This window comes from Paenibacillus sp. ICGEB2008 (assembly GCF_000307675.1).
Taxonomy (GTDB): domain Bacteria; phylum Bacillota; class Bacilli; order Paenibacillales; family Paenibacillaceae; genus Paenibacillus; species Paenibacillus polymyxa.
Genome location: NZ_AMQU01000006.1, coordinates 1 through 17,066 on the forward strand (window position 1 = coordinate 1; position 17,066 = coordinate 17,066).

Sequence of the window (17,066 nt, forward strand, 5' to 3'; positions counted from 1 at the left end):
TAACCCCGCTCGACTTGCATGTATTAGGCACGCCGCCAGCGTTCGTCCTGAGCCAGGATCAAACTCTCCATTAAAGACCAACCGAAGTTGGTTATAGAAAGAGCGATTAGCTCATTTTGAAACTGACGAGATAAAATATCTCTTTGTTTGATTTTGCGAACAAAATCATTTTACTCACTCGTTGTTCAGTTTTCAAAGATCAAACATTCGTTGTTTGCTTTAGAGTAACTCTCGTTCCCCTCAGCAACTTTTATAGTATATCATGTTATTCAGGTTTGTGTCAACACTTTTTTTTAAAAGTGTTTTTCGCTTCTTTATTTCAACCCTTGAAGCGACAAGAAAGAATATATCATATCTTCACTATATTGCGCAACTATTTTTTGAAAAGACCCAGTTAAGTAACAATACACTCGATATAAAGCTCTCTTTGAAGCATAAGGTTAATGATCTCCCCCTCTACTTGAATCAACGGACGAGTCGGGTGATCTCGATCAGCAAAAATAATTTCCCCTGTACGGTTATCATTCAGACGCACCTTGGTTCCATTATTAAATTGGGTTAACTTTTGTATGAAGACTTGCACGACACTTGGGTCCAGCTTTCCAAATGATTCTGATTTAATTTGCTCTAGAACCAGATAAGGCGATTGGGCAGGTCGGTATGTTTTTTCTAGAGTCATGGCATGGAATACATCAGCCACCCCTACGATTTTAGCGTATATATGAATTTGCTCTCCCTTAAGGCGCAATGGATATCCAGTACCGTCCACTTTCTCATGATGCTGAAGAGCTGCCAAACGTACACCTTCGTTAATAGCCTTCACATTTTTAAGCATTTGGTATCCTAGTGATGTATGGAGGCGTACTTCTTCTTGCTCTTCTCGTGTTAGTTGGGAGGGCTTGTACAGAATGGACGGGTCCATCTTAGCATTCCCTATATCATGAAGCAATCCGGCAAAAGCCACCTGCATCCAATCCTTTTGAGGCAACCCAATCCATTGTGCAATGGAGTAAGAGGTAAGGGAGGTTAGCACGGCATTGTGAAAAATATAGTCCACTTCGATCATAGCAGGCGGAGTATAGGTCATTACATTATAGCGTTGGATATGTGCCAGCAAGGACTCCAGTTGTCCGCGTAACTCATATATAGATAAATTAGAGACAAGTACGGATTGAAACGCATTCTTAACAAGCATCACCATTTTGTCATACTCATCCTGGAATTGTTCGGCTTCATCTCGCCCATCTAACGAAACTCCCTGCGATTCAGCTGTCCCAGATCGAACAGTGGCAGGCTCGCTACTGGATTTTGCAATATCATCCGTCCCTACCTCTACTTGTTGAATCAGGAACGCCTCTAAAATCTCTAAGTCACGTGGTAGCAAAATACGCCCTTTCGGTAGCAGCAGGCTGCCCATTTCAGTAAAAACGTCGCTTTGCAATTTAAGTCCTGCTTTTAATTCGGATACGGGTACAGTTGTCATGGTCAACCTCTCTGTTCTCACAACAGCTGCTCCAGCTGCCAGTTATGATGTCATTATATTACTTGGAAATGATCCTGTACATTCATTTTATGCCATTTAAAACGTGCTAGTCTGAATTGTGATCAACCTGAACAAGAAAAAAAGACTCTCTTGACCAAATAGCCAGAGAGTCTCTTCAATCTAAATTTGTTGCTTCTATATTCAGGGCTTATTCGTCCCCAGAAGATTCTGAACCGTTACCTTCCGTATCTTCTGCATTCGCTCCAAGAGTTGGTTCAGCAGATGACAGAGTTGGCTCCTCACCAGTTCCTCCATCCTCTAATAAATCCTCAAGCAGTTCATCTTGCTCCTCATTCTTGTTCGCCCGACAAACCGTTGCAACCGAATCATCATCGCGAATATTAATCAATCTTACCCCTTGCGTATTCCGACCCATCGTGGAGATTTCCCCCATGCTAGTCCGGATCAAGGTGCCACTAGCTGTAATAATCATCAAATCCTCTTCGGCTTTTACTACCTTGAGGCCGACCACTGGACCATTTTTATCGGTAACGTTAATCGTCTTGATCCCCTTGCCTCCACGGCTCTGGATACGATAATCCACAGCAGGGGTACGTTTGCCATAACCCTTGGCCGTTACGATCAGAATATCCAGGTCGGTATTGACGATATCCATGCCGATTACAGCATCGCTTTCGTCAAGACTAATCCCTTTAACTCCTGTAGCGCTACGCCCCATAGATCGTACGTCACTTTCAGGGAAGCGGATAGACATACCTTGTGCTGTACCGATAATCATTTCCTGCTGTCCATCAGTCAGCTTCACTTCGATCAGGGCGTCATCTTCACGCAAATTAATGGCAATCAGGCCGCCTTTGCGGATATTCGCATAGTCATCAAGAGGTGTTTTCTTAATAATCCCATGCTGGGTCGCAAAGAATAGATAACTATCCTCCACAAATTCCTCAATTGGAATTACTGCATTGATCGACTCACCCTGCTCAATCTGAATCAGGTTAATAATCGGTGTCCCCCGAGCTGTCCGGCTTAAATCCGGAATCTCATAGGCCTTAATCCGGTATACCTTGCCCTTGTCCGTAAAGAATAACAAATGATGATGTGAATTCGTAATGAACAGATGCTCTACGAAGTCCTCATCTTTGGTATCCATACCTACTACACCACGACCACCGCGTTTTTGACTACGATACGTAGTAACAGGGAGGCGTTTGATATATCCAGTATGGGTTACAGTAATAATAACGTCTTCACGCGGAATGAGATCCTCATCCAGAATACTTTCTTCACCCACTGTAATTTCAGTGCGACGTTCATCGGCGAAGCGTCCTTTCAACTCATTCAGCTCTTCGCTAATGATGTTGAGTACCAGATGCTCATTCGCCAAAATTTCGCGGTATTCCATTATCTTTTGAATTAGCTCGTTATATTCGTTCTCGATCTTCTCACGTTCCAAACCGGTTAAGCGTTGCAGACGCATATCGAGAATAGCCTGAGCCTGCTCAAGAGTCAGTGAGAAACGCTCAATCAGTCCTTCACGGGCTGCTTCTGCAGTTTGGGAAGAACGAATCAAGGAGATAACTTCGTCCAGATGGTCAAGAGCAATACGCAAGCCTTCCAGAATGTGTGCTCTAGCTTCGGCTTTTTTCAGATCAAATTCTGTCCGACGACGAATAACCTCAACCTGATGCTTGAGATAATAATACAAGACATCTTTCAGGTTCAAAATCTTCGGCTCATTGTTTACAATCGCAAGCATATTGATACCGAAATTGGACTGCATGGCCGTATGTTTAAACAAATTATTCAGAACGACGTTCGGGTTCACATCTCTACGCAACTCGATCACAATACGCATACCCGTACGGTCGGATTCATCGCGAAGATCCGTAATGCCCTCAATACGCTTGTCACGTACTAGTTCAGCAATTTTCTCGACCAGACGAGCCTTATTCACTTGGTAAGGCAGCTCATGCACGATAATCCGTGCTTTATTGCCAATCTCCTCTATGGTGGTCTTTGCACGCATAGTCACAGACCCGCGGCCAGTCTGGTACGCCTGACGAATGCCTGAGCGACCTAAGATATAACCTGCTGTCGGGAAATCGGGCCCTTGAATGTAATCCATAAGTTCCATCGGCGTAATGTCAGGGTTTTCGATCAGTGCTTGTACACCATCGATAACCTCTCCCAAGTTATGCGGAGGAATGTTGGTTGCCATACCAACTGCAATCCCGCCGACACCGTTAACCAGCAAGTTAGGATAACGTGCAGGCAATACGACAGGCTCGTTCTCTTCACCATCGTAGTTAGGCATAAAATCAACGGTCTCTTTGTTCAAATCACGGAGCATTTCCATGGCAATCTTGGACAGCCGTGCTTCAGTGTAACGCATTGCTGCTGCCATATCTCCATCCACGGAGCCAAAGTTACCGTGTCCATCCACCAACATATAACGCAAGGAAAAATCCTGCGCCATCCGCACCATCGTATCATATACAGCCGTATCACCATGAGGGTGATACTTACCGATAACTTCACCGACGATTCTTGCCGATTTTTTATAAGGCTTATCTGGCGACATGCCTAGCTCGGACATCGCGTACAGAATACGACGGTGTACCGGCTTCAGTCCGTCCCGCACATCAGGCAAGGCACGGCTAACAATAATACTCATGGCATAATCCATAAAGGATTCGCGCATTTCCACTCCGATATCCCTATTGATGATTTGCGAGTTATTTTGATCCGCCATGCTGGTCCTCCTTCTCATCCTTCAATACAGCGCTCTCTATGTGAAAAGCCTAACAAGACACTGCCTATATACTCCGCTCCTTGCGCAGGATTTTGGCTGAAATCCTCATCTGTATAATTATATTACTTTCACAAAAAGAGCACAATTAAACGCATTTGTCCTCTTTACAGCGTAAAACCCTCGTCATTCCCCTTCTGCCTGTAGCAGATTGCTATTTTCTTGTACAACTTACAAGCCCTGATTATAACAAATTCCCCTGAACTGGGGATTAGCCCCCACCCTAAGGGCCTTTTCCACATACAATACGTATACGGTCAGGGTTCTACTTAGCAAAATTCCGAAAAACGCCGTATTTCTCTATTATATCATTGTTTTACGCGCTTGTCCTTTAGTTTCCCTTGTTTTGTTAAAGGGTGTGAATTCCAGGTACATGACTCATAATTCGAAAAGAAAGGGATGAGAATACTTGTCTATTCAGCGAGTATCCAGTAAGTGGGCCAAAACAAATGCCATTCTTCCCCATCCGACATTGGCCGCTTATATACCGGAAACACGTTTGTACACGTTTGAGCATCTGAATGAAATGTTGGCGGTGTATGGAACTGTCTATATTAAGCCGGATAATGGTACCTACGGCAAAGGGGTTATGCGTGCAGAAAGGCAGACAGAGCAGCTTCCGCCGACAGAAGAAGGAATCATCGAGGAGAGAACTTGGTATGTACTTCGCTATGAAGTAGATATCCTCACCTTTGAAAGCCTGGATGAGCTGCATAGGGTGGTTTCTTCTCGTATAAAGAAACGTCCATATCTGATACAGCGCGGAATTCCTCTTCTTCAGCATGAAGCCCGTCCCTTCGATCTGAGGGTATTGACCCAGATGAACTTGAGACATCACTGGGAAACAACGCTTATTGTAGGACGTGTAGCTGCTCCTGACAAAGTCGTCACCAATCATCACAGCGGTGGGACAACGCGTTTTTTCAATGAACTGGTGGCTCCATATATGGATGTAAAGGAAGCCGTACGACTGGAGCAAAAATTATCGAAAATGGGAGAGCGAGTAGCCTGGCAGCTACAAAAAAGATACCCTCGTTTAAGGGAAATCGGGTTAGATGTGGGATTGGACCAGCAAAACTATCCATGGATTTTGGAGGTCAATACAAGACCAGCCATCAAAGTGTTCGCTTCCCTCCCAAATAAAAGCCTCTATCATAAAATATTCAGATATGCAGTAGGCTACGGCCGGTATACGGCATCCACAGGTAAACCTGTACGCTCTAAGAAAAAGGCCTAAAACATTGAAATTAAATATTCAAATCCATCCGGGCTGGTTAATGACAAGAAAAGGGACGCCCATTTGGGCGCCCCTTGTACACTCTTGCTTATACAACCCTAATGAACAGATAACATAGCCATCAGGATGGAATAACACACATTAGAAATCTAGGTTTTTCACGTACTTCGCATGTTCTTGGATAAAGTCACGGCGAGGCTCTACATTGTCACCCATTAAGGTATTGAACAGTGTATCAGCCAGCATCGCGTCACTGACAGTTACCTGCAGCATTGTACGGCTCTCTGGGTCCATCGTGGTTTCCCAAAGTTGGGTCGCATTCATCTCACCCAAACCTTTATAGCGCTGTACATTGTACTTCGCATTTTCTCCAAATTCCTTGATGATCTCGTCACGTTCCGCTTCAGAGTTCGCATAACGCACAACTTTGTTACGCTCAACTTTGAATAGTGGTGGCTGAGCAATGTATATATAGCCTGCATCAATGATTTTGCGCATGTAGCGATAGAAGAATGTCAGCAACAATGTGCGAATATGAGCACCATCGACATCGGCATCTGTCATGATAATAACCTTGTGGTAACGGGCTTTGCTGATGTCAAAATCATCTCCAATCCCTGTACCCATTGCTGTTACCATTGACCGTATTTCATCACTGGACAAAATACGGTCCAAGCGTGCCTTTTCCACATTCAGGATCTTACCGCGAATTGGCAAAATCGCTTGAAAGTGACGATCACGCCCCTGCTTGGCCGATCCCCCTGCTGAGTCACCTTCGACGATGTACAGTTCACTGATCGAAGCATCCTTAGAGGAGCAATCCGCCAGCTTACCTGGGAGCGAACTGATTTCCAGCGCACTTTTGCGACGTGTAAGTTCACGCGCTTTGCGTGCTGCTTCCCGGGCACGAGCTGCTTGTAACGATTTATCAACTACACGGCGGGAGACGGACGGGTTCTCCTCCAGAAATTCCTGAAGTTTCTCTGCGAACAGGGACTCGACAATTCCTCGAACTTCACTGTTGCCAAGCTTTGTTTTAGTCTGACCCTCAAACTGTGGTTCAGGAATTTTGACGGAGATAATCGCTGTCAAACCTTCGCGTACATCGTCACCAGTCAAATTGGCATTGTTGTCCTTAATTAAGCCATTTTTGCGTGCATAATCGTTAATAATCCGGGTTAATGCACTCTTGAAACCTGATTCATGAGTTCCGCCCTCATGAGTATTGATATTGTTGGCGAAAGAATAAATATTCTCGGTATAGCTGTCGTTATATTGCAATGCAACTTCGACTTGAATCATGTCACGAGAGCCTTCGACATAAATCGGCTGTTCATGCAGGGCTTCTCTTTTTTGATTCAGAAACTGCACATACTCACTGATTCCACCCTCATAGTGGAATGTATCGCTGGCGCCTGTCCGTTCATCGGTCAAGCTAATTGCAATGCCTTTGTTCAAGAAAGCCAGCTCACGAATCCGCGTCTGCAGCGTATCATAGTCATATACGGTCGTTTCGGTAAAGATTTGTTCGTCTGGATAGAAGGTCGTTTGGGTACCTGTCTCTTCAGTGTCACCGATGACTCTGACATCATACTGTGGAGCACCACGATGGTATTCCTGCTCATATACATGTCCATCCCGTTTAACATGAACAATCATTTTGCTGGAGAGCGCGTTCACCACGGATACACCAACCCCGTGCAGACCACCAGACACCTTGTACCCTCCGCCTCCGAATTTACCACCTGCGTGAAGTACGGTCATTACGACTTCCAGCGCTGATTTTTTCATTTTGGCGTGTTCACTTACCGGAATACCGCGGCCGTTATCTGTAACGGTAATGCTATTATCTTTGTGAACGACAACTTGAATGCTGTTACAATAACCCGCCAGCGCTTCGTCAATACTGTTGTCCACAACTTCCCAGACCAGATGATGGAGCCCCTTGGCGCTCGTGGAGCCAATATACATCCCGGGACGTTTCCGAACCGCTTCCAGGCCTTCGAGGACCTGAATCTCGCCCGCATCATAAGACGGTTGATTCATAGACATGCCTTTCACCTACTTCTATAGATTTCTATGGTTAAGCATTGGCAACAAACTGGTTTGCCCGCTTTTTGAGTGTTGTTGAGGAGATGGGGGAATAATACACCGTATTCTGAGTCACTACGATGGACTTGGCTTCCTCTTCGCCAATCATCTCGACATGCTTTTGCTGTTGGGCGTGGTTCACGTATTGTTTGGAGATTTTAGAGGATTTTTCAATCGAGATATCGAAAATAGCCACAAGCTCGGACGAGCGGATGATCTTTTCTCCACCCAGATGAATATACATAGCAGTCACTCACTCCTTAGTGTTCCACATGCCCGTCGTGGACGTGATAAATATGGGCACCCTTAAGTCGTTCTGCGTTCAACGTCTCAATCCCGGTTGCCGTGATAAAGGTCTGTACCTTGCTTTGGAAAGTCTCGATCAGTTGAGTCTGACGATAGGGATCCAGCTCGGACAACACATCATCCAGCAGCAGGATAGGATACTCCCCAATTTCCTCATGAATTAATTCTATTTCGGCCAGCTTCAAAGACAGGGCCGTCGTCCGCTGCTGCCCCTGAGAGCCATACGTATGCACTTCTCTGCCGTTAATGGCAAAGGCCAAATCATCACGATGGGGTCCCGCCAAAGTCATGCCACGGCGGATTTCCTGTTCCCTCATTTGGGATAACTTTATCATAAATCGCTCCAATAAGACAGCTTCATCTTCTTCCTCTGGCTCACCGAAGGAGGGAACATAGGTTAATTTTAACTCTTCTGTCCCCCCTGCAATCCCTTCATGAATGGCTTGGGCCCACTTTTGTAGCTTTGTTATAAATTGTTTCCGCTTTTTTACAATTTTAACACCATGCTCAACAAGTTGCTCATTCCATACCTCCAGCATCAGCTGCACGGACGCCATATCTTTACCCCAAGCTTGCTTGAGCAGATTATTTCGCTGAACCAGCACTTTCTGATATTGCTGCAAATGATACAAATATCCTGGCGCAACCTGTCCGATTTCCATGTCAAGAAACCGGCGGCGAACCCCCGGTGTTCCTTTGACAATTTCCAGATCCTCGGGCGCAAACATGACCACGTTTAACGAACCGATAAAATCGCTCAGCTTTCGCTGCTCTAGCCCGTTGATCTTTGCTTTTTTGCCTTGTGTGGATAACGAGAGATCCAATCTGATTTTCCCGTATTTTTTATCCACATCGGCAGCTAGATGGGTGGAAGTAGCCCCGAAAGAAATTAATTCCTTATCGCGGGACGTTCGGTGACTTTTAGTCAAAGCCAATACAAAAATCGCCTCAACCAGATTCGTTTTGCCTTGCGCATTTTGTCCGATCAGCAAATTAACGGGCCCGAATTCATTCAGCTCCAACTGTTGATAGTTCCGGTACTGCTGCAAAACAATGTTGTTCACAAACACATAGGGTCCCCCTTGTTATTCCGCACCTAAAAGGAGTCCTTGCCGTTCAGGCGATCATGCTCCTGCCGTAACCTCGAAACGTCCAATGTCCTCTACTTCTACGGTATCGCCTGGGTACAATTTTCTCCCCCGACGTTCTTCTGGCTCACCATTAACGCGGACTTGTCCCTCCTGCAGCAGGGCTTTAGCCATGCCTCCTGTGGATACACAATCGGCTAATTTCAAAAATTGATCGAGCTTGATGTATTCGGTCTGTATAGATATTGGTTTCAAGGCCTGTTCATCCTTTCGCTTGTTCGGGTGGGTGACGCTAGTTGGTTGTGCGATATGGCAGGATGATGTACAGCGCATTGCTGGAATCTGCCGGTTTTAAAATAATGGGGCTCATAATGCCAGTAAAAGCAATCGTCAGCTGCTCGCTGTCAATCACCTTCAGCACGTCGAGCATATATTTGGAGTTGAACGAGATTTTGAGTGGCTCTCCCTCAAATTTAGACACATTTACTTCCTCACGCACTTTACCAAGCTCAGATGAGCTGGAGGAAATCTCTAGATCACCGTTTTCCAACGATTGCATTTTTACAATATTCGTTTTTTCCTCACGGGACAACAAATAAGCACGGTCAATAGACTCGCTCAAACTTTTTGTGTCCACAACCAGTTCTGTTTTGTAGGAAGTCGGAATAATTCTAGAAGTATCAGGATAGGTGCCGTCCAAGATGCGGGAATAAAATAACACGCGATCCACCTTAAATAATACCTGATTGTCCGCTACGACGATATCCACAAGCATATTTTGATCCGGAATAATTCTGCTCAGCTCATTGAGCGTTTTACCTGCAATGACAACATTGCTAAAACGCAAGCCTTCAGAGGTCTCCAAATGAGCGCTGCGGGTGGCAAGGCGGTGGCGGTCCGTGGCGACAAATTTCAATTCACCCTCAGCCAGATTCCACAATACACCCGTCAAAATAGGTGTCGTTTCATGGGTAGAGATGGAGAATACCGTCTGTTTAATCATATTTTTAAGCAAATCACCTGGCACAGAGATGACTTGATTTTCTTCAATGTTGGGCAGCACCGGGAATTCCTCAGGGTCCAAACCAACGATTTGAATTTCAGTAGCACCGGATGAGATAAAGGTTTGGAATTGGTCTTTTACCTCCATGCGGATCTCCTGAGACGGCAACTTTTTAATAATTTCGACAAAGAATTTAGCGGGCAGCACTACACTGCCAGGTTGCTCGATCTGAACGACAGTTTGGTCACCATCCTCCATCGGAATAAAGGATTGAATAGAGATGTCTGTATCGCTGGCGGTCAGTGTGACTCCCTGGTGATTCACATCCAGCTTAATACCACTCAGAATTGGAATCGTGGTCCGACTGGATATCGCTTTGGATACATGTTGTATAGCCTCGTTCAAAACGTTTTTCAGAATGCTAATCTTCATAAGTTCCTCCTACGGGTTTTAATCCTGCAAGCACGCGTTGACGCGGGCCTTATATAGGTGATGTATATCTTTAAAATATATTAGTAATAGTAATAGGCGCACTGAATATGTGGATAACTATCTGTAACCCTAATAAAATCAAGCCTATCCACATGTGTATAAATTGTGTATAGGCTCTGAACTTGTTCAGGTTGGATTTTTGATTTTTTCTATTAGGTTGTTGATAACTTTAAATAGATCCTGATCCACTTGAATGGATTTGGAGATTTTTTCGTGCGCATGAATGACAGTCGTATGATCACGACCACCAAAAGCTTCGCCGATTTTCGGCAAAGAATAGTCGGTTAGCTCACGGGAAAGATACATGGCAATCTGCCGTGGAAAAGCTACAGCCTTCGTCCGCTTACGTGCTTTGAAATCTTCCAGTCGTAGATTATAAAATTCCCCGACTTGATGCTGTATATCCTGAATCGTGATCATTTTTGGACGGCTGGATGGGATAATATCCTTTAACGCCTCAGCCGCGAGATGGCTTGATACATCCTGATTGGTTAAGGAAGAATAAGCGACAACGCGAATGAGCGCCCCCTCCAGCTCACGGATGTTTGTATCAATTTGATTCGCGATATACATCATGGCCTCATTAGGAATATCCAGGTTTTCTGCCCGCGCCTTTTTCCGAAGAATAGCAATTCTCGTCTCCAAATCCGGCGGTTGAATATCCGTAATAAGTCCCCACTCGAAGCGAGAGCGCAGCCGTTCTTCCAGCGTTGGAATTTCTTTAGGCGGTCGATCGCTTGAGATTATAATCTGCTTGCGTTCCTCATGAAGCGCGTTGAACGTATGGAAAAATTCCTCTTGCGTCGATTCCTTGCCCGCAATGAATTGAATATCATCAATGAGCAAAATATCAATGTTACGATATTTATTCCGGAAACTCTCTCCGCGGTTGTCCCTGATGGCATTAATGAACTCGTTCGTAAACTTCTCCGACGATAAATAAACGACCTTGCTGGTCGGATTATGCTCCAAAATATAGTGACCGATAGCATGCATCAGATGCGTTTTCCCCAGACCTACACCACCGTATAGAAACAGCGGATTGTAAGCTTTGGCCGGCGCCTCGGCGACGGCCAGCGATGCCGCGTGGGCAAAACGGTTCCCCGATCCAATGACAAATGTATCGAATGTATATTTGGGATTCAGCATATGGGATACAGCTTCTTCTTGAACGACCGGCTGCTGCTGAGGTTGTTGCTGAAGGTCGACCTCGGCCGGCTTGTTCTCTTCAATAACGAACTTGACCTCTAAATGTTTGCCCAAAATCTCATAAACCGTTGCACCGACTAACTTGGTATAGCGGCTTTCAAGCCATTCCACGGCAAAAGTTGTCGGTGCAGAAATCACAATGGAGTGGTCATTTAGTTTCGCTGCCTTGGTAGCCTTAAACCAAGTATCGTAACTCGGCTTACTCAGCTTGGTTTGTATGATGGATAGAATTTGCTGCCATAGTTCAGAGGTATGGCTGTCCACAGACGTCACTCCTTTTAAATCCTGACATTTTGCCGAATTAAGCTGCAGAGAGCTGCTCTCGGCGCTTCGGCAAAACGCCTAAAATCACAAAAATATTGTTGAAGGCCATAAAAAGACATACCGCCGCCTAAATCATGCGGCAGTGTAGTGAGAGAACGCAGCACAAAATGCCCTGAAAAATAGTAATGGAAAATTCCACTGCTGATCAGCAGAAGAAAGGCGATATTTCTCAGGAGGGAATGTGCGGCACGATCCGTTCTCTTGATCCCGCAGGCCAAAACGGGACTGCAATATGTCGAAATCAAATGAAAAATGTAGAATATATCCCCAGAATCCCGAATCCGCACAAAAATAAAAAGATGGATAAATTGAACTTGTTCACAACTTTATCCACAGGGTGTTGATAATATGGAGGGTAAAACAACATATTCACATTCAAAAGTAATATCATCATAGCAAAAGAAGCCTTGTATTTCAATGACTCGTGGTTATTTATCCACAAATTCAATCTGTTGTGTACAATTTTTATTCACAACACAAGATATTGTTTATAATTTGTTCAGTTTTCGACAATAACTCTTTTTCGCTCTAAAATGTTATGCACAGGTTATGACCATTTAAATCACAATTCCATTCTTTTTGTGGATCTGTGTATAACACCCGTTGCCTTTTGGTTACACCGGGTTGTTTTTGTGTTGAAAATTTCCGGTAACGTTTCCGACAATATTTTTGACGAAACTGATAGTGGGGATTTGAAACGGCCTGGATTTAAGCCGTAAATGAATAGATGAAAAAAAGGGCAGTTTTTAGATAGGAACGTAAGCTACAGTAAAATGCTGATGAATGTTGATCATGGAGAAGAAACGAAAAAATCAGGAATAAAGGGATAGAAAAGAGTAGAGTGGGTGATGCAAAAAGAGGGAGAGGACTTGTGAATGTGAAAAAGAGGGAGAGAATTCAGAAGTACATTGACTTTGACCGCTATTTGTGGTTAAATGTACAAAGGTGTTTTTTGTGGAGATTGCTATGTTAGGTATATTCCATATAAAACGTATTCCTTGTAAGGAGGTGCAGCACAATGAGACCGACTTTCAGACCGAATGTCAGCAAACGTAAAAAAGTTCACGGCTTCCGTAAAAGAATGAGCACGAAGAATGGCCGTAAAGTTTTGGCAGCTCGTCGCCAAAAAGGTAGAAAAGTATTGAGTGCGTAATGCGTGCATAAAGACCACTACGGTGGTCTTTTTTTTTCATAATTGAAGTATTTATGGATCGGATTGCTTCTTCTGATTGTAGAAATGTAGTGTAAAAAGAGGGACAAGTCCTGCATCCTGCTCTATATTAGATGAAGTTTTTGAAAACGGATATAAAATAAGCGAGATTACCATGTTGGAATATTGTCCATACTTCTTACTATATAAGAGGTAAGGGTTGCTTACCGATATGTGTAAAAGAGATGAGCAAGGAGAAGCGCCGTGCAAAAAAAAATTGCGTCTACGAAACCGGGCGGACTTTGGGCGCGTATACCGCCATGGCAAATCTTTTGCCAACCATCAGTTTGTGGTGTACTGGTTCCGCCGCAGAGAGGTAGAGCAGTTCCGCGTCGGAATTTCGGCTAGCAAGAAGATCGGCAATGCAGTTGTCCGCAACCGGATGCGCAGGATCGTTAAGGAAATCGTGCGCCATCATGAGCAGGAATTGGTGGAGCAGATTGACCTGATTTTTATCGTTCGTAAGGGTGCGGTTACAAAGTCGTATCAAGAGCTGGAGAAAAGCGTGCTGCACGTTTTGCGCAAAGCCTCGCTGCTCAAGTCTACGCGCCGATAATCAGTATCTTTGTCCTACAGGATATGGTATGATTTACGTTGGAATGGATTGGTTAAGAAAGGGGTTATGAAGTGTCGCGTTTGAAGACTCAACGGGGAAAATGGTTCCTCCTGATTGCCTTATTGGCACTTGTTGCTGTGCTGTCCGGATGTACCCAGGCGGCTCACAATTCTTACACGACGGCAGACTTGGCCAATGGATCTTGGTGGCAAAGATATGTCGTTTACTGGTTTTCGTATGCGCTGGATACATTTGCCCAATGGTTCTCTGGAGAATATGGCCTGGCCGTACTGATTCTGGTGATCATCGTGCGTACTATTATTTTGCCGCTTACACTCAAGCAAGTACGCAGTTCCAGAGCAATGCAGGCTATTCAGCCGCAATTAAAAGAAATTCAAGCGAAATACAAGGATACACCTGAGCGAGTCCAGCAAGAAACGATGAAATTGTTTCAAGAAAACAAGGTTAACCCAATGGCGGGTTGTCTGCCTTTGTTAGTACAGATGCCCATTTTTATCGCGCTTTATAATGCCATTTATTATAACTCGGCATTGCGGGATCATGACTTTTTGTGGCTCCAGTTAGGTAAACCGGATCACTTCTTTATCCTGCCGATTCTAGCAGCGATTACGACTTTTGTCCAAACTTGGATGATGATGAAAATGAATCCGACACCGCAGCAAGGACCCATGCAATTTTTGCTGTATGTCTATCCGGTGCTAATTCTATTCATGTCGTATAACTTCCCGTCTGCTTTGCCGTTGTACTGGTTTTTCAGTAATATTTACACGATTGTTCAAAACTATTTCCTTTATCGGAATAATGATAAGGACGCAGCATTGGCTAATGTAAAAACAGCGAGTCTCGCGAAAACAGGTTCCTCTAATAATAGTAAGAAAAAAGGCGGCAAAAACACGAAGGGGGCTAAAAAGTCGAGATGACCAAAGTCGTGACATCAGGAAAAACCGTTGAAGATGCTGTAAGACAAGGACTCTCCCAGCTGGGAGTAAGCCGTGAACGGGTAACCGTAAACGTGTTGGAACAGCCGTCAAAAGGATTCCTGGGGTGGCTAGGGGTCAAAAAGGCGAAGGTGGAGCTTACGCTGCTTTCTGAGCCGTCTCCTGAAACCACACACACGGCTGAACCTCATGTATCGGCTCAAGCACCTTCTGACGTGGGACAGGCTGTATCACAAGCTGGGTCTGTTGCGCAGGAAGCACAGATGAACATGGAAGCATCCAGGGGACATATAGATCCTTATGAAGAGGCGGTGCGTTTCATCCGTGAAACAGCTGCAGGAATGGGACTCGACGTCGAAGTCGATGTCCGTCATCGCAAGGATGAAAGTACACTGGATATCTCCGGTCCATCGCTCGGTATGCTGATTGGCCGCAGAGGACAGACATTAGATGCATTGCAGTACCTGACGAATATTGTTGCTAACCGTCATTCTGATAAATTTATCCGAATTGTGCTGGATGCCGAGCAATTTCGTGCACGTCGGCGGAAAACGCTGGAGGATTTGGCGGAACGATTAGCGAACCAGGCTGTTCGTTACGGCAAGGAAGTGGTACTGGAGCCAATGCCGTCCCAGGAGCGGAAGCTGATTCATGCCAAGCTCCAGCAGCATGCGCTGGTTAGAACATACAGCAAGGGGGACGAGCCTAATCGGCGCGTTGTCATTGCCAAGAAATAATCCGACGCAATGGCTCTCTGCAAGCTGCAGAAGCCATTGCTTTTTTTCTTATATTTCACACTGAAACGGGTGCCGTCCTTGATGAAGGGCGGCAATGCCGTTTTTACTTGATAGGAGGTAGAAACGATATGCTGAGCGATACCATAGCTGCCATTGCAACGGCTGTCGGCGAGGGCGGCATTGCAGTTGTGCGGGTCAGCGGTCCAGAAGCGGTCACGGAAGTGGAGGCTTTGTTCCGTAGTAAAACGCCCTTAAGTAAGGCTCCAACGCACACGGTACACTATGGACATATTATAGATCCTCAAAGCCAAGAGAAGGTGGAGGAAGTTTTAGTTACAGTGATGCGGGCACCACGCTCTTTTACAACAGAAGATGTGGTAGAGATCAGCACTCATGGCGGGGTGGTAGCCGTTAAACGGGTGATGGATTTGTTACTGCTGCAAAATATACGTCTGGCTGAGCCAGGTGAATTTACGAAACGCGCTTTTTTGAATGGTCGTATTGATCTGAGTCAGGCGGAGGGCGTCATTGACTTAATTCGTTCCAAATCGGATAAAGCCTTTTCGATGGCTTTGAAGCAGGTGGATGGACAGCTGTCCCAGAATATTCGTCGTTTGCGTCATGTTTTGGTCGAGACACTTGCTCATATTGAAGTAAACATTGATTACCCTGAGCATGATGTAGAATCCTTTACGTCTGAGTTAATCAAGGATAAAAGCAGCCAAGTCATGGCGGAAATTGATCGGCTGTTGCATACAGCGGAGCAGGGGAAAATTTTGCGGGAAGGGCTAACTACAGCGATTGTCGGAAGGCCGAATGTAGGCAAATCGTCGCTGCTAAACACGTTGGCTCAGGGCGAACGGGCGATTGTGACCGATATTCCGGGTACCACCCGTGACGTTATCGAGGAGTATGTGACGATTAATAATATTCCGCTCAAGCTGTTGGATACAGCTGGAATTCGCGAAACGATGGACGTCGTGGAACGGATTGGGGTAGAGCGTTCGAGAACGGCAGTTAGTGAAGCGGATCTGTTGCTCATCGTTATGAATGCCAACGAACCACTGCACGAGGATGAAATGGCATTAATGGAACAAATCCGCGGTAGACAAGCGATTGTTATTATGAATAAAATGGACTTACCGGCCCAAATAGACCGGGATTTGTTGCTGCGCTATGTTCCTGAAGAGCTTATTGTGCCGATGTCTGTGAAGGAAAATGAGGGAGCAGATCGGCTGGAGCAGGCTATATCGAATTTATTCTTTAGCGGCAAGCTAGAATCAGCGGATATGACGTATGTCAGCAATGTACGGCATATTGCTTTGCTGAAGAAAGCGCGCCAATCGCTGGTAGATGCCTATGAGGCCGCTGATCAATTTGTTCCAATTGACATGATCCAGATTGATGTAAGGCTGGCATGGGAGCATTTGGGTGAGATTGTAGGCGATACTGCGCATGATGCGTTAATAGATCAAATATTCTCACAATTCTGTCTGGGCAAGTAGAACATTCAAGCATGGCTGTTTTAAGCCTGCTATCGT

The 17,066-nt window shown here is 45.2% G+C and carries 14 protein-coding genes and 1 rRNA gene; 6 read left to right on the plus strand and 9 right to left on the minus strand.

The annotated features are described in order from the left end of the window. The 3 genes from C400_RS0103410 to gyrA all read right to left on the minus strand — a co-directional run. Positions 1-74: ribosomal RNA gene (locus C400_RS0103410) — 16S ribosomal RNA — on the minus strand; the annotation flags it as partial. A gap of 320 nt (positions 75-394) precedes the next feature. Beyond that, a complete protein-coding gene (locus tag C400_RS0103415; RefSeq protein WP_016822435.1) occupies positions 395-1,483 on the minus strand; it encodes an HD-GYP domain-containing protein in 1,089 nt (362 codons plus the stop codon). Positions 1,484-1,691: 208 nt separating this feature from the next. After that, a complete protein-coding gene (gene gyrA / locus C400_RS0103420; RefSeq protein ID WP_016822436.1) occupies positions 1,692-4,256 on the minus strand; it encodes a DNA gyrase subunit A in 2,565 nt (854 codons plus the stop codon). A 466-nt stretch (positions 4,257-4,722) separates the two neighbouring features. Here gyrA and C400_RS0103425 point away from each other — a divergent pair, with 466 nt between their 5' ends. Then, positions 4,723-5,550, plus strand: coding sequence for a YheC/YheD family protein (locus C400_RS0103425; protein ID WP_016822437.1), 828 nt, complete (start codon positions 4,723-4,725; stop codon positions 5,548-5,550). Positions 5,551-5,691: 141 nt separating this feature from the next. Here C400_RS0103425 and gyrB read toward each other — a convergent pair whose 3' ends face one another. From gyrB to dnaA, 6 genes are all read right to left on the minus strand, one after another. Then, positions 5,692-7,602, minus strand: a complete 1,911-nt coding sequence (gene gyrB, locus C400_RS0103430) for a DNA topoisomerase (ATP-hydrolyzing) subunit B (protein WP_016822438.1) — start codon at positions 7,600-7,602, stop codon at positions 5,692-5,694. A 31-nt stretch (positions 7,603-7,633) separates the two neighbouring features. Then, positions 7,634-7,885 (minus strand): extracellular matrix regulator RemB, encoded by a 252-nt coding sequence (remB, locus tag C400_RS0103435; RefSeq protein ID WP_007433255.1) that lies wholly within the window; start codon positions 7,883-7,885, stop codon positions 7,634-7,636. 16 nt (positions 7,886-7,901) lie between these two features. Beyond that, the gene (gene recF / locus C400_RS0103440; RefSeq protein WP_016822439.1) at positions 7,902-9,017 is read right to left on the minus strand and encodes a DNA replication/repair protein RecF; all 1,116 of its coding nucleotides are present in this window, start codon (positions 9,015-9,017) and stop codon (positions 7,902-7,904) included. Positions 9,018-9,071: 54 nt separating this feature from the next. Next, positions 9,072-9,290 carry a S4 domain-containing protein YaaA gene (gene yaaA / locus C400_RS0103445; RefSeq protein ID WP_016822440.1) on the minus strand — a complete coding sequence of 73 codons (219 nt, stop codon included), beginning with the start codon at positions 9,288-9,290 and terminating at the stop codon, positions 9,072-9,074. A gap of 37 nt (positions 9,291-9,327) precedes the next feature. After that, a complete protein-coding gene (dnaN, locus tag C400_RS0103450) occupies positions 9,328-10,470 on the minus strand; it encodes a DNA polymerase III subunit beta (protein WP_016822441.1) in 1,143 nt (380 codons plus the stop codon). 186 nt (positions 10,471-10,656) lie between these two features. Then, positions 10,657-12,003 carry a chromosomal replication initiator protein DnaA gene (dnaA, locus tag C400_RS0103455; RefSeq protein ID WP_013368644.1) on the minus strand — a complete coding sequence of 449 codons (1,347 nt, stop codon included), beginning with the start codon at positions 12,001-12,003 and terminating at the stop codon, positions 10,657-10,659. 1,078 nt (positions 12,004-13,081) lie between these two features. Here dnaA and rpmH point away from each other — a divergent pair. The 5 genes from rpmH (at position 13,082) to mnmE (ending at position 17,030) form a co-directional block, all read left to right on the plus strand. Next, the gene (rpmH, locus tag C400_RS0103460; protein WP_007433250.1) at positions 13,082-13,216 is read left to right on the plus strand and encodes a 50S ribosomal protein L34; all 135 of its coding nucleotides are present in this window, start codon (positions 13,082-13,084) and stop codon (positions 13,214-13,216) included. A gap of 229 nt (positions 13,217-13,445) precedes the next feature. After that, positions 13,446-13,829 carry a ribonuclease P protein component gene (gene rnpA, locus C400_RS0103465; RefSeq protein WP_049885674.1) on the plus strand — a complete coding sequence of 128 codons (384 nt, stop codon included), beginning with the start codon at positions 13,446-13,448 and terminating at the stop codon, positions 13,827-13,829. Between the two features lie 71 nt (positions 13,830-13,900). Next, a complete protein-coding gene (locus tag C400_RS0103470; protein ID WP_016822442.1) occupies positions 13,901-14,770 on the plus strand; it encodes a YidC/Oxa1 family membrane protein insertase in 870 nt (289 codons plus the stop codon). Then, positions 14,767-15,525, plus strand: a complete 759-nt coding sequence (jag, locus tag C400_RS0103475; RefSeq protein ID WP_016822443.1) for an RNA-binding cell elongation regulator Jag/EloR — start codon at positions 14,767-14,769, stop codon at positions 15,523-15,525. Before C400_RS0103470 ends, jag begins: the two co-directional genes overlap by 4 nt. 128 nt (positions 15,526-15,653) lie before the next feature. Next, positions 15,654-17,030 (plus strand): tRNA uridine-5-carboxymethylaminomethyl(34) synthesis GTPase MnmE, encoded by a 1,377-nt coding sequence (mnmE, locus tag C400_RS0103480; protein ID WP_016822444.1) that lies wholly within the window; start codon positions 15,654-15,656, stop codon positions 17,028-17,030. The last annotated feature ends 36 nt before the right edge of the window (positions 17,031-17,066 follow it).